The following is a 17,024-nucleotide window of genomic DNA, read 5'->3' as shown; positions in this document are numbered from 1 at the left end:
AAAAACAGTCATGCACGCTAGCAGACGGGTGAATTCTGCTTGGTTTCCGAGAGGTCAATTCATGGCCGGGCCGATATGGAGCCGGGCGTGGGCAAGGCCACGCCGCCGCTGGTTTGTCCCCGCAAGGGGCATCGCGTAACCTGGTTCTTCGGTGTGCTGTCTGCGCACCCGTCCTGCGTGCCCATGGCGCACCGCACTCGACCGCCGCGGCGGAGCGAGTCTCAGCGAAGCCGGTGGATCCCGTCGTGCGCGCACGCCAAGACTAGAGAGATGAGTTGAACGTGGTGTACGCGATCGTCAAGGCCGGTGGCCGCCAGGAGAAGGTGTCCGTCGGAAGCATCGTCGTCATGGACCGTGTCCAGTCGGCGCCCGGTGAGACCGTCGAGCTCCCGGCCCTGCTGCTCGTGGACGGGGAGAAGGTGACCACCGACGCGAAGAAGCTCGCGAAGGTCAAGGTCACCGCTGAGGTCGTGCGGGACGAGAAGGGTCCCAAGATCACGATCCTCAAGTACAAGAACAAGACCGGCTACCGCAAGCGCCAGGGTCACCGCCAGTCGCTGACCCGCCTGAAGGTCACCGGCATCAAGTGACTTCCGCTGCGGGCGCGTCTCGACGGGCCCGCGTGCGATACAGATTCTCCTTCGTCCCGAAAGACAGGTTCTTCAGATGGCACACAAGAAGGGCGCGAGCTCCTCGCGCAACGGTCGTGACTCCAACGCCCAGCGCCTCGGTGTGAAGCGCTTCGGTGGCCAGGTCGTCAAGGCCGGCGAGATCATCGTCCGCCAGCGCGGCACCCACTTCCACCCCGGCAGCAACGTGGGCCGCGGCAAGGACGACACCCTGTTCGCCCTCGACGCCGGCGCCGTGCAGTTCGGCACGCGTCGTGGCCGCAAGGTCGTCGACATCGTGACTGTCGAGGCCTGAGCCGGGAGGTACCGGCTTCCGCGTAAGGGGGCGCACCGGTGACGGTGCGCCCCCTTACGCCTTTTCATGAGCGGCCCCGGGCCGCTCGCCCGAGCAGTACCTGAGAGGATCAAGACATGGCCAGCTTCGTGGACCGGGTGGTGCTCCACGCCGTCGGAGGCAACGGCGGGAACGGCTGTGCCTCGATCCGTCGCGAGAAGTTCAAGCCCCTGGCGGGACCCGACGGCGGCGACGGCGGTGACGGCGGCTCCGTCCGCCTCGTCGTCGACTCGAACACCACCACCCTGTTGGAGTACCACCACTCGCCGCACCGGCGGGCGACGTCGGGCACGCAGGGGATGGGCGACGACCGGGACGGCGCCAAGGGTGGCGACCTGATCCTCAAGGTGCCGGACGGCACCGTCGTGAAGGACCTCGACGGCAACGTCCTGGCCGACCTCGTGGGCGAGGGCGCCGAGTACGTGGCCGCCGCGGGCGGCAAGGGCGGCCTCGGCAACCGGGCGCTGTCGTCGCCGAAGCGCAAGGCCCCGGGCTTCGCGCTGCTCGGCGAGGAGGGCGAGACCGCCGATCTCGAGCTCGAGGTCAAGACGATCGCCGACGTGGCGCTCGTCGGCTTCCCGAGTGCCGGCAAGTCGTCGCTGATCGCCGCGATCTCGGCCGCCCGGCCCAAGATCGCGGACTACCCGTTCACCACCCTGGTGCCGAACCTCGGCGTGGTGCAGGCGGGAGACTCGCGCTTCACCGTCGCGGACGTGCCGGGCCTGATCCCGGGCGCCAGCGAGGGCAAGGGCCTTGGCCTGGAGTTCCTGCGGCACATCGAGCGGACGGCGATGATCGTGCACGTGCTCGACTGCGCCACGCTGGAGCCCGGCCGCGACCCGCTCACCGACCTCGACGTGATCGAGGCCGAGCTGTCGGCCTACTCGGGTGACCTGGGCATCGCGGGCGGACGGGTGCCGCTGGAGGAGCGTCCGCGGCTCGTGGTGCTGAACAAGATCGACGTGCCCGACGCGCGCGAGCTGGCGGAGTTCGTGCGCCCCGACCTGGAGGCCCGCGGCCTGCGCGTGTTCGAGATCTCCACCGCGAGCCACGAGGGCCTGCGCGAGCTGAAGTTCGCGCTCGCCGAGGTCGTGGAGAAGGCCCGGGCGGCCGCGCCGGCCCCCGAGCCCGCGCCGATCGTGCTGCGCCCGCGTGCCGTGAACGAGTCGAAGTTCACCGTGCGACGGCTGGGTGGTGAGACCGACTACTGGTTCGAGGTGCGCGGCGAGAAGCCGGAGCGCTGGGTGCGGCAGACGGACTTCAACAACGACGAGGCCGTCGGCTTCCTCGCGGACCGGCTCGCCAAGCTCGGCGTCGAGGACGGTCTGTTCAAGGCGGGCGCCGTCGCGGGTGACGAGGTGCGCATCGGCGACCCGCGCAACGCCGTCGTCTTCGACTGGGAGCCCACGCTGCAGACCGGCCCCGAGCTGCTCGGTGGTCGTGGCACCGACCTGCGGCTCGACCAGAACGAGCGGCCCACCCGTGGCGAGAAGCGTCGCGAGCACCACGAGCGCATGGACGCCAAGGCGGCGGCCCGCCAGGAGCTGTGGACGGAACGCGAGTCGGGCCACTGGACGGACCCGGACGACGCCTGACGGGCACGGGGGCTGCCCGGGTCGTGAAATGAGCGCGCACCCGGGCACGCAGTGCGGCGAGGATGGGGGCGTGAGCTCCCACGACTCCTCGGCAGGTGCCCGGTCCGCGATCACCTCGGCGCGACGCGTCGTCGTGAAGGTCGGCTCGTCCTCCTTGACGGGCCCGGACGGGCACCTCGACGTCGGTGCGCTGCGCAGGGTCGTCGAGGTGCTCGCGGCCCGGCAGTCCGCGGGTGCGCAGGTGGTGCTGGTCACCTCCGGTGCGGTGTCGGCCGCCATCGGTCCGCTCGGGCTCGGGGCCCGGCCGCGGGACCTCGCCACCATGCAGGCCGCCGCCTCCGTGGGCCAGGGCCAGCTGGTGCGGCGGTACCAGGAGGAGTTCGCCGCGTTCGGCCTCCAGATCGGCCAGATCCTGCTCACCGCCGAGGACACGGTGCGGCGCGCCCGCTACCGCAACGCGCAGCGCGCGCTCGACCGCCTGCTCGCCCTCGGCGTGGTACCCGTCATCAACGAGAACGACGCCGTCACCACCGACGAGCTCAAGTTCGGCGACAACGACCGCCTCGCCGCCCTCGTGTCCCACCTGGTGCGAGCCGACGCCCTGCTGCTCCTGACCGACGTCGACGGCCTGCACGACGCCCCGCCGTCGCGCCCCGGCGCGCGCCGCATCCCGCTGGTCGCCGACCTGGAGGACGTGGCGGGCGTCGAGGTGACCGCCCGCGGCAGCGCTGTCGGTACCGGCGGCATGGTCACCAAGCTGGAGTCGGTGCGGATCGCCACCGGCGCGGGCGTGCCCGTGGTCCTGACGCTCGCGGCCAACGCGGCCGCGGCCCTCGCCGGGGACGACGTCGGCACGTTCTTCGCCGCCACCGGACGCCGCACCTCGGCCCGGCGGCTGTGGATCGCGCACGCCGCACGCACGGAGGGCCGCCTCCACCTGGACGACGGCGCCGCGCGCGCCGTGCTCGGCGGCCGCGCCTCGCTGCTGCCCGCCGGGATCACGCGGGCCGAGGGGGAGTTCGAGGCGGGCGACCCGGTGGAGCTCGTCGCGCCCGACGGCGCCGTGATCGCGCGCGGACTGGTCGCGTTCGACGCGAGCGACCTGCCCGCGCTGCTCGGGCGCTCCACGTACGCCCTGCGCGACGAGCTGGGCGAGGGGTACGACCGGGTCGTCGTGCACCGGGACGACCTGGTGCTCGACCGGCCGATGAGTTCCCCGGCGGCAGCACGTCGGAACGGGTAGGCGGCAGCGCACCCCGGGCGCGCCGCACGACCCGAGGAGCAACAGATGCGACGCACCCGGCACCCTGCCCGCACGGCGTCGGCGGCCCTGGCCGCCGTGCTCGTACCCCTGCTGAGCGTCCCGGCGGCGGCCGCGCCGTCGTCGGCAGGACCGGAACCGGCCGCCGCGACGGCCGACGCGCCGCCGACGGAGTACGAGGGCGAGATCGCCGGCGCGGCCTACCGCGTGCTGGTCCCCGAGGACTGGAACGGCACGCTGCTGCTGTACAGCCACGGCAACTACCCCTCCGAGATCTTCGCGGGCCAGCCGCTGCCGCACCTGCTCGGCAACCAGCCTGCGTCCGAGGAGGTGCTCACCGACCACGGCTATGCCCTGGCGGCGTCGATGTTCCAGGACGGCGGCTACGACTTCACCGTGCCCACGGCCGTGGCGGACCAGTCCAGGCTGCTCGACTGGTTCGAGCAGCACGTGGGTGAGCCCGAGCGCACCTTCACCACCGGCTCCTCCATGGGCGCGGTGACGGCCCTGAAGCACGCCGAGGTCGAACCCGACCGGATCGACGGCGTGCTGGCCATCGGTGGCGCGATCGACGTGGTGGGCATGCTCGACACGATCCTCGACGTGAACCTTGCGACCAAGGTGCTGCTCACCGACGGCACCGACGCCAACGGCAACCCGATCGAGCTGGTGCACCCCACCGACGCGCGGGCGGGCCGCGCCGCCCTCGTGGACGCGGTCGCCGCCGCTGCGGAGACGCCGGAGGGCCGGGCCAAGATCGCCCTCATCGCCTCCCTGAACGACATCACGGGCTGGTACGACGTGTCGGCACCGGAACCCGGCAGCGTGGAGGACCGCACCCGCGGCCAGGCGCAGTGGCTCATGTGGGCCTACTCGTTCGGCCTGGGCCCGACGGCGCGCGTGGACTGGGAGGCCAAGCTCGGCGGTAACGCCTCGGCCTCCTTCGACGGGAGCTGGTCGCGCCGGCTCGTGCACTCCGGCATGCTCCGCGAGGTCCGTGCCGCCTACGCCGCGGCACCCGGTGCCGACCTGTCCGCCGACCTCACCGCGCTCGCCGCCGCACCGGTGATCGAGGCCGACCCCCAGGCGCGGGCGAACCTGGTGCAGCACCGGCCGGAGGGGACGACGCCGTCGCCCGTCCTCACGCTGCACACCACCGGTGACGGCGGCGCGCCGCCGTCGTACGAACGGTCCTTCGGTGACCGGGTGGCCCACGTGGGTCACCCCGAGCGCTACCGCAACCTGTACGTCGAGCGGGGTGCGCACCTCACCGTGAGCCTGGCGGAGGAGCTGGTCGCCGTGCGCGCGCTCGAGGAGCGCGTCGAGTCCGGCCGCTGGCCCGCGCTGAGCCCGCGGGCCACCAACCGTGCCGCGTGGCGGCTCGGCCCCGACTACTTCGGGGTCTTCGACCCGGTGACCGGGGTCTCCGGGCACGAGCCCGCGTTCACGCACTTCGTGCCGCCGCGGAGCGCGCGACCCTCCTGGTGAGCGTCCGCACCACGGGATCGCCCTCGGCATCCGCGCCCGTCCGACGTACGCTCGACGCATGACGACAGTGAGCCACGAGGCGACCCGTACCGGAGGCGAGACCCCCGGAGCGGCGCAGCCGCCGCACACCACGGACGTGACCTCCGCGGTGCGCGACGTCGCCGGGCGTGCCAAGGTCGCAGCCCGCGCCCTGGCCACGGCGAACCGGATGACGAAGGACGCCGCCCTGCGCGCCGTCGCGGACGCCCTGGTGGCCGCGGCGGACCCCATCGTCGCCGCCAACGCGGAGGACCTGGAGCGTGGCCGGGCGAACGGCATGTCCGACGGCCTGCTGGACCGCCTCGCCCTGACGCCGGAGCGGATCGGCACGATCGCGGACGCGCTGCGCGACGTCGCCGGCCTGCCCGACCCGGTCGGCGAGGTGGTGCGGGGGCAGACCCTGCCGAACGGCCTGCGGCTGCGCCAGGTCCGGGTACCCATGGGCGTGGTCGGCATGATCTACGAGGCCCGCCCCAACGTGACCGTGGACGCCGCGGGCCTGGCCCTCAAGTCGGGCAACGCCGTGATCCTGCGCGGGGGCAGCGCGGCGGCGGCGTCGAACGCGCTGATCGTCGAGGTCATGCGGGGTGCGCTGGAGGCGCGTGGCCTGCCGGCCGACCTGGTCCAGTCGATCGACGCGTACGGCCGGGAGGGCGGGGTGGCGCTCATGCGGGCGCGCGGCCTGGTCGACGTGCTCATCCCGCGCGGTGGCGCCGACCTCATCCAGACCGTGGTGCGCGAGTCGCTCGTGCCGGTCATCGAGACGGGTGTCGGCAACGTGCACGTCTACGTGGACGCCACGGCCGACGTCGACATGGCCGTCGCGATCGTGATGAACGCGAAGACCCAGCGGGTCGGCGTGTGCAACGCGGCCGAGACGCTGCTCGTCCACGAGGACGCCGCGGCGGCGTTCCTGCCGGCGGCGCTCGCCGCGCTGGCCGGCGCGGGCGTGGTGCTGCACGGGGACCCGGCGGCCATGTCGTTCGCCCCCGCCGGGGCCGACATGGTGCCCGCGACGGACGAGGACTGGGCGACCGAGTACCTCGCGCTGGAGCTCGGGGTGCGGGTGGTGCCCTCGCTGGACGCCGCGATCGAGCACATCCGCACGTGGTCCTCCGGGCACACCGAGGCCATCGTCACGCGCGACATCGCGGCGGCCGACACGTTCGTGGCCGAGGTCGACTCCGCCGCGGTCATGGTGAACGCCTCCACCCGGTTCACCGACGGCGGCGAGCTCGGCCTGGGTGCCGAGATCGGCATCTCCACGCAGAAGCTGCACGCGCGCGGCCCCATGGGCCTGACCGAGCTGACCACCACCAAGTGGGTCGTGACCGGGGACGGGCACATCAAGCCGTGACACGTCCCGGGGGTCCGGGAGACCTCCGCAGGATCTCCTTGCGACCCAGTGCCGCGGTGCACTCGCCGCAAGGCGTCCGTGAGAGACTAAAGCCCACCTGAGCACGTCCGACTGGGAGGAAGACCCGTGCTGCACACCGCCGTCCTGGCCGCCGAGGCCGCTTCGGAGCACGCCAACGAGCCGATCTCGCCGATCGCGCTGGGCCTGATCGCCTTCGGCGCCCTCGTCGCCGCGCTGGTCGTCACCTACGCGTTCCGCAACGTCGGAAACCGACACTGAGCCACCCGACGGGAGCTTGACGACCAGATGAGCGCGCCCACCGCATGAGTACCCCCGCCGGGACCCGCCCCCGCATCGGAGTGATGGGTGGCACGTTCGACCCCATCCACCACGGCCACCTCGTGGCCGCGAGCGAGGCGGCGGCACACCTGGGGCTGGACGAGGTCGTCTTCGTCCCCACGGGCCGGCCGGGGTTCAAGCAGAAGCAGCGGGTCACACCGGCGGAGCACCGCTATCTCATGACGGTGATCGCCACGGCGTCGAACCCGCGCTTCACGGTGAGCCGCGTCGACATCGACCGCGAAGGCCTCACCTACACGGTGGACACCCTCCGGGACCTGCGGGAGCAGCGTCCCGACGCGGACCTCTACTTCATCTCGGGAGCGGACGCCATCCAGCAGATTCTTCGGTGGAAGGATGCCGAGAAGCTGTGGGACATGGCACACTTCGTCGCTGTCACACGGCCAGGGCACATGCTCTCCGTGGACGGGCTTCCTCGGGACGGTGTGACGACGCTCGAGGTCCCTGCGCTCGCCATCTCCTCGTCCGACTGTCGTCGTCGGGCGCAGGAGGGGTTGCCGGTCTGGTATCTGGTGCCTGACGGCGTGGTTCAGTACATCGCCAAGCACGGACTGTATCGAGGTCTTCACGATGAGTGACAACAAAGGTCGTCCCATGACGCGCCGCGAGATCCGCGAGCGTGAGGCTGCCGCGGCCGCCGCTGCCGGCGGTGGTTCCTACCCGCCGCAGGGCGGGCAGGCCCAGCAGCCTCCGCACCGCGGCGCGGCCGCGCCCGAGGGCGGCTGGTCGCCGCAGAACCCGCCGGTGGCACGGCCGCCGCAGGCCACGGGCGGCACGCGCGGCGTGGACGCGACCGGTCGGCTGACGCCCGTGCAGCAGCCGGGCGGCAACCCGCCGTCGCCGTTCAGCCCGGGCCGGCCGGGCGGGCAGTCCGCCCCGGGCGGCCCCGGCCCCGCGCCGGCCGGCCGCGGGGGCCCCGCCGGCCCTGGCGGGCAGGGCCCGCAGGGTGGACCGCCCAGCCCCTTCGGTTCTCGCCAGCCCGCGGCTCCCGTGCCGCCCGCTCCGCAGCAGGGCAGGTCCGGACGATTCTCCGCCCCGGCTCCGCAGGCCCCGGGCGGTTCGGGCGACCCCGGCCAGACGACGCAGTGGAGCGCCGCGGCGCCTGCGCCGACGCAGCCGCCGTCGAACCCCCCGTCGCCGTTCGGCCCTCGTCCCGGAGCCCCGGGCGCCCCGGGTGGCCGGGGACAGCGACCGGGCGCCCCGGTCGGTGGTCCGCCGAGCGGTTCCGCGGCCGCCGCACCCGCACTCCCGTGGGAGGCAGGCAGCCCGGCGTCGGCGCCGCAGTCCCTCGCCCCGGGTGGTGCTCCCGCTGATCCCGGCTCCCCGTTCCCCCGGCGTCCGGGCCCCGGGTCCGGGCCGGTCGGTGGCGCCGCGCCCCAGGGCTCCGGGCCCGAGGCCCCGTTCCCCGGCGCGGGCGGCCAGTTCCCGGCCCCTGCCGCGCCGTCCCGGTCCGCCCGCCGCGAGGTGGAGGAGGAGTGGGACGAGGAGGAGGACGAGGGCCCGCAGTACACCTGGTTGCACTACGTCATCCTGGTCGTCGTCGCGTTCGTGCTGGGCCTGCTGATCTGGAAGCTGGTGCTGGAGGGCGACAGCTCCATCGAGCCCGACCAGGCCGCGGCACTGCTGGGCGGGTTGCCCGGCTTCGGAGGAGGAGGCACGGCATGACCGCCACCGAGCGGGCCACAGAGCTCGCGATCGTCGCCGCGCGCGCCGCGAGCGACGTCAAGGCGCAGGAGATCATCGCGCTCGACGTGAGCGAGCAGCTCGTGCTCACCGACGTGTTCCTCATCGCCTCGGGCGCGAGCGAGCGTCAGGTGTCCGCGATCGTCGATGCCGTCGAGCGGGCGCTCTTCAAGGAGGGCGTCAAGCCGATCCGGCAGGAGGGCAAGTCGGAGGCGCGGTGGGTGCTCCTCGACTTCGGTGACGTCGTGGTGCACGTGCAGCACGCCGAGGACCGCACCTACTACGCGCTCGAGCGCCTCTGGAAGGACTGCCCGGCGATCCCGCTGCCGGAGGACGCACGCGGTGGCGGCGACCCGGCGGAGTACCGCGACCCCGACGACGGTGCCATCCACCTGGCGGGGGACGTGCAGCGGTGACCGCAGGAGCGATCGTGCTGCTGCGCCACGCGCGCACGGCGTACAACGCGGGCCTGCGCCTGCAGGGTCAGATCGACATCCCGCTGGACGAGGTGGGCCGGTGGCAGGCCGAGCAGGGTGCCACGGCGCTGGCGGCGTCCCACAAGGCGTCGCTGGTGGTCTCCAGCGACCTGCAGCGCGCCCGGGACACGGCGACCGCGTACGCGCGGCACGTGGGCCTGGACGTCGTGACCGACGCCGGCCTGCGTGAGCGCTCCTTCGGCATCTGGGAGGGGCTGACCGACGCCGAGATCGCCGAGCGCTGGCCGGAGCAGCACGCCGTCTGGCGTGGCGGCGGCGAGCCGCCGGTCGAGGGCGTCGAGTCCAAGGGCGTCGTGGCACGGCGCATGGAGGAGGCCGTGCTGCGGCACGCCGAGACCCTGAGCCCGGGGGAGACCCTGGTGGTCGTGTCGCACGGGTCGGCGATCACGCAGGCCGTGACGCGGCTCCTGGGCCTGGATCCCGCGACGTGGCGCGGGCTGCACGGCCTGCACAACGTGCACTGGTCCCACCTGCACGCCTCGGCGCCCGGGGCGACGCCGGCGTGGCGGCTCGTGGCGCACAACGTGGGTGCGGGGTACCCGCTGGACACCTGGCAGTCGGGACCCGAGGCGCGGCAGTGACGGAGCGCACCGGATGTGGATTTGGTCCCGGGCGCCGGTCTGCATAGACTAACGACGCTCGCCCGGCCGAACGGTCCGGGGGAGACCAATCTGGGGCTGTGGCGCAGCTGGTAGCGCACCTGCATGGCATGCAGGGGGTCGGGGGTTCGAGTCCCCCCAGCTCCACCGGATGAAGGGCCCGGCCGTCGGCCGGGCCTTTTTTCATCCCCATGGATAGACTGCCCGCGCCATGACAACACAACGACCTGCAGATCAGCCGCACTGGCGGGTGTACCCGGTGGGCCTCGCGGGGAACGTCGTGAACGCGGCGATCAACGCGCTCGCCCCCTTCCTCCTCGGCATCGGGGCGTCCTTCGTGCTCCTCCTGGCCGTCGCGATGGTCGCGGAGGAGGCGCTGACCTACGAGCCGGCCGTGCGCGGCGCGCTCGACCAGCTCGCCCGGGCCGCCATGGTGCCTGTGCTCGTCCTCGCGCTGGCCGCCGGCATCGTCACGACCATGCTGTTCGCGCTGCGCGAGGTGATCACGTCGCGCGCCATCGCCCGAGCGGCCCGGGAAGGTGCGCCCCGGACGGCCGTGCCGCACCCGAGCCAGGTCGACCAGGTGGCGGCCGAGCCGCCGTTCGGCCCGTTCCTCGTCATGGCCTACGTGGTGGCAGGGGTCGGCCTGCTGATGTCCGTGATCGCCGCCTTCACGGTCAACGGCAGCGAGGTGTACCTGCTCTGGATCTTCCTCGCGGCCACCGGGGTCGGTGGGGTGTTCCTGCTGCTCGCGTACGGGGGTCGCCCGGCGCAGCACCGGCGTCGGCTCGAGATCGCCGCGCACTGGACCACCCCGGACGAGGGGGCGGCGTGGCGCCGCGCCGCGCCGGCGTCGGACGCGGACGACGAGACGGGGCTCCCGGACGACCTCCTGCGCACACGGCGGCGGGCCACCTGGTTCGAGTACGTGGGCATCGTGTGCTTCGCGCTCGGGTTCAGCCTCATGCAGCTCTGGCTGTTCGTCACGCACCCGTTCCGCACCAGGACCGACGCCGGTCCGCGCATGGAGTACGGGGAGAGCATCGAGGTCGTGCTCCTGGCCGGGGTCTGGGTCTTCGCGGCCCTCATGGTGGCGGCCGTCGTGCTCCTGGTCGTGGGGTTCTTCGCCGACTCGGCCGTACAGCAGAGGGAGCAGGAGATCCTGCGTGAGGCGCTGGACGACCCCACGGCCCCGCGCCCCCCGCGGGTGCTGCTGCGCAAGTACGCCAACCATCAGCCGGTGATCTTCGTGCAGGCCCTGACGCTGCTGGCCGCGCTGGGGGCCGTGCTCGGCTGGGGGGTGTACAGCCTCGGCACGGGCGGGATGGAGGACGTCGCGACGCTGTACGGCGACGCGGACGAGACCTTCGGCGGGTTCGTGCCGCAGGCGCTGATCACCCTCGTGGGCTCGGCCGCCGTCGTGCTGGTCGCCGTCGTGTGGGACGTCGTCGCCGCCAGGCGGGGCTACGAGCTGCGGAGCCGGGTGGTGGAGCGCTGGCCCATCAAGCCCGCGCCGCGGATGATCGGGGAGGACGGCAAGAAGCGGCCGGACCCGGCGTCGACGGGGCCGTCGCTGACGCCGAAGCCGGCGAAGCCGAAGCCGAAGCCGCAGACCACGCGGCGGTGACGGACGAGGGCCCGGCCGGCGGCCGGGCCCTGCGTCACGTCGTGCGGTGTTACGCCGCCACGAGCAGGCCCGTGGTGGCCGCACGCGCCCGGTCGAGCCGCGCGCCGACGTCGGACCAGTTCGCCAGGTTCCAGAACGCCGTGACGTAGTCCGCCTTGACGTTCAGGTAGTCCAGGTAGAACGCGTGCTCCCACATGTCCAGCATGAGCAGCGGCGTGATGCCGAGCGGCACGTTGGCCTGCTGGTCGAAGAGCTGGAACACCGCGAGCCGCTGCCCGACGCCGTCCCAGCCGAGCACGGCCCAGCCGGAGCCCTGGATGCCGGTCGCGACGGCCGCGAAGTGCGCCTGGAAGGCCGCGAAGCTGCCGAACTGGTCGGCGATCGCCGCCGCGAGCTCGCCGTCGGGCTCCCCGCCGCCCTCGGGCGAGAGGTTGTGCCAGAACACCGTGTGGTTGGTGTGCCCGCCCAGGTTGAACGCGAGGTTCTTCTCGTGCAGGTTCACCGCGGCCAGGTCGCCGGTCTCGCGGGCCTGGGCCAGCGCGTCGAGCGCGGCGTTCGCGCCGGCGACGTACGCGGCGTGGTGCTTGTCGTGGTGCAGCTCCATGATGCGCCCGCTGATGTGCGGTTCGAGCGCCGCGTAGTCGTAGGGCAGGTCAGGCAGGGTGTAGGCGGGCATGTCCTCGTCCTCTCGTCGAATGCTTCCGACGCTAGAACCTCAACCACGGTTGAGGTCAACTGGCCTGGTGCCCGTCCGGGCGGTTCCGCGAGCCGGACCCGGTCGTTGGTGAAGGGGGCCCGCGAGGGGACGTTGCTGACCGTAGACAATGTCGACGCGGTGCAACACCGCTGCGCGGGGCACCCTCGGAGGGCCTGTCACCGCTCGCCCTTGGTCGCGACCCACCATCACGACGGGGCGGCGGCTGTGTGAAAAGACGATGGCGCGGGACACCGATCAACGATGTCCCGCGCCATCACACCGGTGGAGCTGGGGGGACTCGAACCCCCGACCCCCTGCATGCCATGCAGGTGCGCTACCAGCTGCGCCACAGCCCCAGAGCATTCGCCCAGGTGGGCGAGCCCCCTGAGTCTAGACCGATCAGGGCCGGGACACCAAAGCGAGGGACGGCGCCCCGGCGTCGCCGTCCCGCCGGCCTCCGTTCCGCTGCGCGTCACCCCGGCGCCAACCGCCGCGGCCACGCTGTGAGCCGTGGACACCAAGCTCTCGCGCCGATCCCTGCTCCGGGCCGCTGCGGCCGTACCGGTCCTGTCAGCAGCCCCCGCCGCCGCGGCAGCGGCCGCCCCCTCGATCACCGAGGCGAGCGGCGGGCTGCCGGACGGCACCGACCCGCGCTTCACCATCGCCGTCCTGCCCGACACCCAGTACCTCCTGGACGAGGGCGGCTCCGACCCCGAACCGGTGCGCGCCACCCTGCGCCACCTGGTCCGGGAGCGGAAGCGGGACAACATCGTCTTCATGACCCAGCTCGGCGACGTCACCGAGCACGGCACCGAGGCGGAGATGCTCGCGGCGCGCCGCGCGTTCGAGGCCGCCGGCAGCATGCCGTACAGCGTCCTGGCCGGCAACCACGACGTCTCCGGTGACGACCAGCGGGGCGACACCCCGTACCTGCGCACCTTCGGCCCGCGGCGGTTCGCCCGGATGGAGACCTACGGCGGATCCTCGCCCGACGGCTACAACAGCTACCACGTGGTGCGTGGCGGCGGACGCGAGTGGCTGGTGCTCGCGCTCGACTGGCGGGTGTCCGACGCCGGGCTGGCCTGGGCCCAGGGCGTGCTGGACGAGCACGACACGCTGCCCGCCATCCTGACCACCCACGACCTCGTCTGGGCCGAGGACGACGGCCAGGCCCACCTGTCCGACAACGGTCAGCGGCTCTGGGACCGTCTCATCACGACCAACGACCAGATCTTCCTCGCGCTCGGCGGGCACTACTGGCCGTCCGGCCGCACCACGCTGACCAACGACGCCGGCCACGCCGTGCACCTGCACATCACCAACTACCAGGACCGCTACTACGGCGGCGCGGGCATGCTCCGCTACTACTCGTTCGACCTGTCCCGCGGCGTGATCGACGTCGAGACGTTCTCGCCGTGGCTCGGGGCGAAGCCCGACCCCACGCCCCTGGAGAACGAGCACGTCGAGCTCAGTGGCGACGTCGACCGGTTCACCGTCGAGATCGACTTCGACGAGCGCTTCGCCGCGTTCGCGCCGCCCGTGGTGCCCGCGCCGCGGCCGCCGTCGGCCGTGATGCCGCGCGGGACCGTCGCCTACTGGCGGTTCGACGAGGCGGGCCTGGCGGGGGCCGCGGCCGACGGCGCCCCCGTGGCACCGGGTACGGTCGTCCGTGACCTGAGCGGGAACGGCAACCACCTCACCTCGGTGCTGCTGCACGACAGCGCGCCCGCCGCGCTCACCTGGTCCGCCGAGCACCACGACGACCAGCCGGCCCACGCGAGCCTCCGGTTCGACGGCGGCAAGGGGCCCGACCGTGGCGCAGTGCTGCACACCGGCCCGCACGCGCCGGTCAACGGCATGACGTTCGAGTCGGGCTACACGATCGAGACCTTCGTCAAGCTCCCGGAGCCCTTCCAGGGCGACCACTCCTGGATGGGCATCCTGAGCTGGGAGGGCCGCGCGGGCGACGCCGGCAAGAGCGGCGGGTGGTCCGAGGACGACGCACCGTGCAGCCTGAACGTGACGGGCGAGCGGTTCCTGCAGTTCGTGGTCTACCCGGTGCCGATCGACGACGACCCGACCTCCTGGAGCCACGCGCTGCCTGTGGGTCGCTGGACGCACATCGCGATCGTCAACGACGGCCGGTACACGACGCTGTACGTGGACGGCTCGAAGATCGCCCGCAACGCCGCGACGGTGTCGCGCGGGATCAGCACGGTCGGCAAGCCGTTCGCCCTCGGGGGCACGCAGGGTGCCGGGACGTTCGGCCAGGGCTTCTACGGCTGGATCGGTGACACCCGGATCGTCTCCCGCGCCCTGCGCCCGGAGCAGTTCCTCCTGGCCACCCGCTGACGGCCGAGGTCGTGACGTCGCGTCGAGGTCGGCAGAGGGCTGTACCGACCTCGACGCAACGTCACGACCTCACCGGGGGAGCACCGTGAAGGGGGCGCGCAGCAGGTCCGCGTCGCGGGACGAGCGGCCCACCAGGAGCTCGAAGCTGCCCGGCTCGACCACGCGGTGGCCCTCCCGGTCCACGATCGTGCAGTCCGCCACCGGCAGGGCGAGGTCCACCACCACGCGCTGCCCGGGGGCGACGTCGACCTGCCGGTACGCCTTGAGCTCCTTGTCCGCCCAGCTCACCGAGGTCACCGAGTCGCTGACGTAGACCTGCACGGTCTCGCGCACCGGGCGGGTGCCCGTGTTGGTCAGGGTGACGCGGGCCCGGACGGTGTCCTCGTGGGTGACCTCGGTGCCGAGCACCTCCAGACCCGAGTACTCCACCGTGCCGTAGGACAGCCCCTGGCCGAACACGAACGCCGGCTCCTGGGTCAGGTCGGCGTACCGGGACCCGTGCTGGCCGCGGATCTGGTTGTAGTAGACCGGCTGCTGGCCCGCGTGCCGCGCGAACGAGATCGGCAGCCGCCCGGACGGCTCGATCAGCCCGAGCAGCAGCTCGGCGATCGCCTGCCCGCCCCGCATGCCGGGGTTGGCCACCCAGAGCAGCGCGTCCGCGTTCAGGGCCGACCGGGGCAGCACGAGCGGCTTGGACGCCATCACCACGACCACCAGCGGCGTCCCGGTCGCGGCCAGCGCGTCCAGGAGTGCCACCTGCCCGCCGACCAGCTCCAGCGTCGCGGTCGACTTGTACTCGCCGACCAGCTCGACCTGGTCGCCCACCACGGCGACGACGTAGTCGGCCTCCTGCGCCCGGGCCACCGCCTCGGCGACGAGCTCCGGGTCGGGGTCGCGGGGCACGGCGATCTTGGGCCGGGGCTGGCCGTCGGGCAGGGTGTCGCCCTCGGGCGGCGTGACGAGCGAGACGATCTCGGCCCCGAGCGCGCTGGTCACCGTCCAGTCCCGCGGCGTCAGGTCGCGCAGCCCGTCGAGCACCGTGGTGATCATGTCGCGCGGGTGCCCGTCGGGCAGCCAGTCGGCCTGCCCCGAGCTGCCCGCCCAGTCGCCGAGCTGCTCCTGGGCGGCGTCCGCCAGCGGCCCGACGACGGCGACGTGCCGGGGCCGGTCGGCACCGGCCCCGGCGGCGCGACCGTCGTCGTCCCGGGTGGTGAAGCCGCCCGCGAGGGGGAGCGTGCCGCCGGTGTTGCGCAGCAGGACGAGCGAGCGGCGTGCGACGTCGAGGTTGACGGCCGCGTGGTCGGCGCAGCCGATGAGCGCGCCGTCCCGGGCGAGGGTGGGCCGGCGCGGGTTCTCGAAGAGGCCGAGCTCGAACTTCAGGGTGAGGATGCGGGCCACGGCACGGTCGAGGTCGGACTCGGCGAGCAGGCCGGCGTCGATGGCCTCCTGGGCGCCCTCGAAGAACTGCGGCGTGGTCATCACCATGTCGTTGCCCGCCCGGACGGCCGCGGCGGCGGCGTGGGCGTGGTCGGGCTGGACCTTCTGCTCCCAGACCATGCGGCCCACGTTGTCCCAGTCGGTGATCAGGGTGCCGGTGTAGCCCCACTCGCCGCGCAGCACGTCGTTCAGCAGCCAGTCGTTGATCGTGATCGGCACGCCGTCCATGGACTGGTAGCCCAGCATGAAGGTGGCGCAGCCCTCCTTGGCGACCCGCTCGAACGGGGGCAGGAACCAGGACCGCAGCTTGCGGCGGGAGATGTCCGCCTCGGACGCGTCGCGGCCGCCCTGGGTCTCCGAGTACCCGGCGAAGTGCTTGGCGGTGGCCAGGATCGCGGTCGGGTCGGCCAGGCCGTTGCCCTGATAGCCGCGCACCATCGCGGAGGCGAGCTCGCCGATCAGGTACGGGTCCTCGCCGAACGTCTCGTCCACCCGGCCCCAGCGCAGGTCGCGGGCGATGCAGAGCACCGGGCTGAAGGTCCAGTGCACGCCGGTCGCGGACGCCTCGACCGCGGTGATCCGGGCGGCCTGCTCCACCAGCGCGGGGTCCCAGGTCGCGGCCATGCCGAGCTGCGTCGGGAAGATGGTCGCGCCCTCGAAGAAGGAGTGGCCGTGGATGCAGTCCTCGCCCACCAGGAGCGGGATGCGCAGCCGGGTCTGCTCCACGAGGTCGTGCGCGCGCTCCAGCCGGCTGGGGGAGGTGTGCAGGATCGACCCCACGTGCTTGCGCAGGATGTCGCCCTCGTAGTCGCCGCGCGCGTCGAGCTGGAGCATCTGCCCCACCTTCTCGGGCACGGTCATCCGGGACAGCAGGTCGGCCACCCGCTCGGGGACCGGGCGGTCCGGGTCGAGGTAGACGGGCGTCCCGTCGGGCTCCTGGGTGTCCATCCGGAGACCCACCTCCTGCTCGCGCTGGTCCACCACGGCACTCCTTCGTATCGATCGGGTCTGTCCGTCGGGCGATCGTAACCACGAAAACTTACAGACCGGTAAGTGTCTCACCGCCGGG

General features: G+C 72.9%; 15 protein-coding genes and 2 tRNA genes. 14 read left to right on the top strand and 3 right to left on the bottom strand.

Annotated features, from left to right (window positions below; genetic code table 11):
• Positions 1 to 281: 281 nt before the first annotated feature.
• The 13 genes from rplU (at position 282) to ACIG47_RS12770 (ending at position 11,469) form a co-directional block, all read left to right on the top strand.
• Entirely contained in the window at positions 282 to 590 is a 309-nt protein-coding gene (rplU, locus tag ACIG47_RS12830) for a 50S ribosomal protein L21 (protein ID WP_119143071.1), read from the top strand.
• A 76-nt stretch (positions 591 to 666) separates the two neighbouring features.
• Positions 667 to 924, top strand: a complete 258-nt coding sequence (gene rpmA / locus ACIG47_RS12825) for a 50S ribosomal protein L27 (protein WP_119143073.1) — start codon at positions 667 to 669, stop codon at positions 922 to 924.
• 116 nt (positions 925 to 1,040) lie between these two features.
• Positions 1,041 to 2,558 (top strand): GTPase ObgE, encoded by a 1,518-nt coding sequence (obgE, locus tag ACIG47_RS12820; RefSeq protein WP_397431155.1) that lies wholly within the window; start codon positions 1,041 to 1,043, stop codon positions 2,556 to 2,558.
• A gap of 70 nt (positions 2,559 to 2,628) precedes the next feature.
• Positions 2,629 to 3,801, top strand: coding sequence for a glutamate 5-kinase (gene proB / locus ACIG47_RS12815; RefSeq protein ID WP_397431153.1), 1,173 nt, complete (start codon positions 2,629 to 2,631; stop codon positions 3,799 to 3,801).
• Positions 3,802 to 3,846: 45 nt separating this feature from the next.
• The gene (locus ACIG47_RS12810) at positions 3,847 to 5,307 is read left to right on the top strand and encodes a hypothetical protein (protein WP_397431152.1); all 1,461 of its coding nucleotides are present in this window, start codon (positions 3,847 to 3,849) and stop codon (positions 5,305 to 5,307) included.
• Between the two features lie 58 nt (positions 5,308 to 5,365).
• Positions 5,366 to 6,703: a glutamate-5-semialdehyde dehydrogenase gene (locus tag ACIG47_RS12805; RefSeq protein ID WP_397431150.1), complete on the top strand. Its 1,338-nt coding sequence runs from the start codon at positions 5,366 to 5,368 to the stop codon at positions 6,701 to 6,703.
• Between the two features lie 126 nt (positions 6,704 to 6,829).
• Positions 6,830 to 6,982 (top strand): hypothetical protein, encoded by a 153-nt coding sequence (locus tag ACIG47_RS12800; protein WP_182485788.1) that lies wholly within the window; start codon positions 6,830 to 6,832, stop codon positions 6,980 to 6,982.
• Positions 6,983 to 7,026: 44 nt separating this feature from the next.
• Positions 7,027 to 7,641, top strand: coding sequence for a nicotinate-nucleotide adenylyltransferase (nadD, locus tag ACIG47_RS12795; RefSeq protein ID WP_397411408.1), 615 nt, complete (start codon positions 7,027 to 7,029; stop codon positions 7,639 to 7,641).
• A 16-nt stretch (positions 7,642 to 7,657) separates the two neighbouring features.
• Positions 7,658 to 8,728, top strand: a complete 1,071-nt coding sequence (locus ACIG47_RS12790) for a hypothetical protein (protein WP_397431148.1) — start codon at positions 7,658 to 7,660, stop codon at positions 8,726 to 8,728.
• Positions 8,725 to 9,162 (top strand): ribosome silencing factor, encoded by a 438-nt coding sequence (gene rsfS, locus ACIG47_RS12785; RefSeq protein WP_397411404.1) that lies wholly within the window; start codon positions 8,725 to 8,727, stop codon positions 9,160 to 9,162. The genes ACIG47_RS12790 and rsfS overlap by 4 nt, the downstream gene beginning before the upstream one ends.
• Positions 9,159 to 9,824: a histidine phosphatase family protein gene (locus ACIG47_RS12780; protein ID WP_397431147.1), complete on the top strand. Its 666-nt coding sequence runs from the start codon at positions 9,159 to 9,161 to the stop codon at positions 9,822 to 9,824. Before rsfS ends, ACIG47_RS12780 begins: the two co-directional genes overlap by 4 nt.
• 92 nt (positions 9,825 to 9,916) lie before the next feature.
• Positions 9,917 to 9,989, top strand: a tRNA-Ala gene (locus ACIG47_RS12775).
• Between the two features lie 64 nt (positions 9,990 to 10,053).
• The gene (locus ACIG47_RS12770) at positions 10,054 to 11,469 is read left to right on the top strand and encodes a hypothetical protein (protein ID WP_397431145.1); all 1,416 of its coding nucleotides are present in this window, start codon (positions 10,054 to 10,056) and stop codon (positions 11,467 to 11,469) included.
• A gap of 49 nt (positions 11,470 to 11,518) precedes the next feature.
• Here ACIG47_RS12770 and ACIG47_RS12765 read toward each other — a convergent pair whose 3' ends face one another.
• Positions 11,519 to 12,145 (bottom strand): superoxide dismutase, encoded by a 627-nt coding sequence (locus ACIG47_RS12765; protein WP_397431144.1) that lies wholly within the window; start codon positions 12,143 to 12,145, stop codon positions 11,519 to 11,521.
• 304 nt (positions 12,146 to 12,449) lie between these two features.
• A tRNA-Ala gene (locus ACIG47_RS12760) sits at positions 12,450 to 12,522 on the bottom strand.
• Positions 12,523 to 12,676: 154 nt separating this feature from the next.
• Here ACIG47_RS12760 and ACIG47_RS12755 point away from each other — a divergent pair.
• Positions 12,677 to 14,518, top strand: a complete 1,842-nt coding sequence (locus ACIG47_RS12755; protein WP_397431142.1) for a LamG-like jellyroll fold domain-containing protein — start codon at positions 12,677 to 12,679, stop codon at positions 14,516 to 14,518.
• Between the two features lie 69 nt (positions 14,519 to 14,587).
• Here ACIG47_RS12755 and ACIG47_RS12750 read toward each other — a convergent pair whose 3' ends face one another.
• A complete protein-coding gene (locus ACIG47_RS12750) occupies positions 14,588 to 16,903 on the bottom strand; it encodes a glycoside hydrolase family 3 N-terminal domain-containing protein (protein WP_397431390.1) in 2,316 nt (771 codons plus the stop codon).
• Between the last annotated feature and the right edge of the window lie 121 nt (positions 16,904 to 17,024).

It is taken from the genome of Promicromonospora sp. NPDC052451 (assembly GCF_044547525.1).
Classification (GTDB): Bacteria; Actinomycetota; Actinomycetes; order Actinomycetales; family Cellulomonadaceae; genus Promicromonospora.
The sequence above is the reverse complement of the archived record's forward strand: the minus strand, read 5'-3'. Positions and strand labels throughout refer to the sequence as shown.

Excerpts from the sequence above, each read along its gene's own strand:
- rpmA (WP_119143073.1), top strand. The coding sequence starts at position 667 with ATGGCACACAAGAAGGGCGCGAGCTCCTCGCGCAACGGTCGTGACTCC.
- obgE (WP_397431155.1), top strand. The coding sequence starts at position 1,041 with ATGGCCAGCTTCGTGGACCGGGTGGTGCTCCACGCCGTCGGAGGCAAC.
- ACIG47_RS12810 (WP_397431152.1), top strand. The coding sequence starts at position 3,847 with ATGCGACGCACCCGGCACCCTGCCCGCACGGCGTCGGCGGCCCTGGCC.
- ACIG47_RS12805 (WP_397431150.1), top strand. The coding sequence starts at position 5,366 with ATGACGACAGTGAGCCACGAGGCGACCCGTACCGGAGGCGAGACCCCC.
- nadD (WP_397411408.1), top strand. The coding sequence starts at position 7,027 with ATGAGTACCCCCGCCGGGACCCGCCCCCGCATCGGAGTGATGGGTGGC.
- ACIG47_RS12790 (WP_397431148.1), top strand. The coding sequence starts at position 7,658 with ATGACGCGCCGCGAGATCCGCGAGCGTGAGGCTGCCGCGGCCGCCGCT.
- rsfS (WP_397411404.1), top strand. The coding sequence starts at position 8,725 with ATGACCGCCACCGAGCGGGCCACAGAGCTCGCGATCGTCGCCGCGCGC.
- ACIG47_RS12770 (WP_397431145.1), top strand. The coding sequence starts at position 10,054 with ATGACAACACAACGACCTGCAGATCAGCCGCACTGGCGGGTGTACCCG.
- ACIG47_RS12765 (WP_397431144.1), bottom strand. The coding sequence starts at position 12,145 with ATGCCCGCCTACACCCTGCCTGACCTGCCCTACGACTACGCGGCGCTC.
- ACIG47_RS12750 (WP_397431390.1), bottom strand. The coding sequence starts at position 16,903 with ATGGACACCCAGGAGCCCGACGGGACGCCCGTCTACCTCGACCCGGAC.